The organism is Achromobacter sp. (genome assembly GCF_036567245.1).
Taxonomy (GTDB): domain Bacteria; phylum Pseudomonadota; class Gammaproteobacteria; order Burkholderiales; family Burkholderiaceae_B; genus Achromobacter.
Map to the genome: position 1 here is coordinate 1 of NZ_DATCUY010000318.1, position 2,001 is coordinate 2,001.

Annotated in this window: 1 pseudogene; it reads left to right on the top strand. The window is 67.5% G+C overall.

Features of this window, described 5'->3' with window-relative positions:
* A pseudogene (locus tag VIR09_RS13965) lies at nt 1-2,001 on the top strand (hypothetical protein); the annotation flags it as partial.

Sequence of the window (2,001 nt, forward strand, 5' to 3'; positions counted from 1 at the left end):
TGATCGAAATCCTCAGGCGCGGCCCCAAGCCCGCATTGCCGGCCGCGCAACAGACGGCGATAGAACTGCCCTGGCGGCTGATCCTCAGCCCGCACGCGGACGAGCGCTGGCGCCACGCCAAAGCGCCGGCCACTTCCGCCGCCACGCAGCACACCGAGCTTTGGCATACACAGTTGCTGGCCGCACAGCCGCAAGACAGCGCGACCGCGCCCAGGGCAGACGACGCCCGGCCCAGCGTGCGCGCGGTCTGGGCGTTGGGCGGCGAAGGCACGACCAAGCCCATGCAAGCGGCCTTTCCCGTGCCGACGGTGAGCTATCTGCCCGAGCCGAACACATCGCCCTTCCGCATGCCGATGGACGATTTCGACCGTTTCCAGATCGCGCACCTGTCGTCTAACTTCTCCGTCGCCAACTACACGCCGCAGCCCGTGGACGCCAAGCTGCTGATGCTGTCCGCGCTGGGCGCGTGGCTGGATTCGCGCGGCAACTGGGACGCGCCGGGACTGTCGCTGGAAGAATGGACGCATCGCGGCGCCATGGGCCGCGACCACTACGTCCGCGTCGTCTACAAGGGCCTGCTGTTTCCCTTCGGCCACCGCGCCTCGCTGGTGAAGGTCAGCGAACGCAAGTTCCATACGGGCACCACGCCCGGCAACACGGCCTACCTGCGCCAGCGCCTGTTCATCATCGTGCGCGAACGCGAACGCGTGTACGCCGACCCGGAACTGCAAGCGCGGGACGACACCGGAAGCATGATCTTCCTGCATCGCCGGATGCCGTTCTCCAGCGTGCGCATCCTGACGGCCGTCACGCCCAGCCTGGATGCGCCCACTTCGGCGGCCAGCAGCATCGACGGCCTCGGGCAATTGCTGTTCTGGCCGTGCGTGGAAACCATTCCCTTCCGCTTTGCCTGTTCGGCCACCGACATCGACGGCCGCAACGTCCAGTTCGACCTGCCCATGATCTTCATGGACGGCGGCCGGGCCTGCCCGCGCAAGCTCAGCGGCCAATGGCTGACGCCGGACTATGCGAACGCGGAAATTTTCGCGCAGCAAACGCGGGAGGCCTGGCGCAACGCCGAATCCAGCCGCCGCACCGCGCAGTTCAAGCAGCAGCGCGTGACGTTCGCCTCTCCGCTCAAGCCCGGCGATACCGCGGCGCAAGCGGAGACCATCGAGTTCGACGGCCTGGTGGATCCGGGCAATACCCAGCTGCGCGCCTACAGCGACTCCCTGAACGGCCCCGTGTTCTATCCGGGCATCAAGCGCGCCGAGATCCGCATCGCCGCATTGGCCGAACTGACCGGCAGCGACAGCAACAGCGTGCTCAGCTGGAACGACCACTACCTGCGTTTCGGATTCGACTCCGGCAACGTCGGCCAGGTCTTCGGCAATATAGACGCCGAGCCCGGCTACCGCGGGGATGCCGTGCTGAACTTCTCCGCCCAAGGCGACCGCGCCGGCGGCTTCGTCCAGCCGAATCTGCGGCCCACGGCGCTATCGCGCATGGCGGGTCCGGTCAGCGGCAAAGTGGCGGACTTCGTCGCCGGCAAGATGGACGGCCCCGACATCTTTCCCAAGGTCCTGTCCTCGGACCTGCCCTTTCCGCTGCTGTTCGGCTGCATTCCGCTGGGCGACGTGATCGAGGCCGTGTCCAACGCCGCCGGCACGCCGGAACAGGTGCCGCGCTTCGTATCGGAAGCCTGTTCCCAGCTTGAAAGCCTGGTCAACGAAATGGGCCGCCTCTATGGCCTGGTGGCGGATCTGGCGCAGCAACCGGGCCGCATCGCCGAAGCCGCCTTGCAGGTGCTGAACGACACGCTGCAGGATCTGCTCGCCCAGGCGCAGGCCTATGCGCAGAATCTGGTGCAGGACGCAAAGGCCCGGGTCAACGATCTGATGGCCGCGCTCGACGCGGTGCGCGCGCAGGTCGCGCTGCTGGCCGGCCAGTCTTTCGACGCCGCACCCGCGCTGCCGGGATTGCCCGCGGTGCTCACCGCCG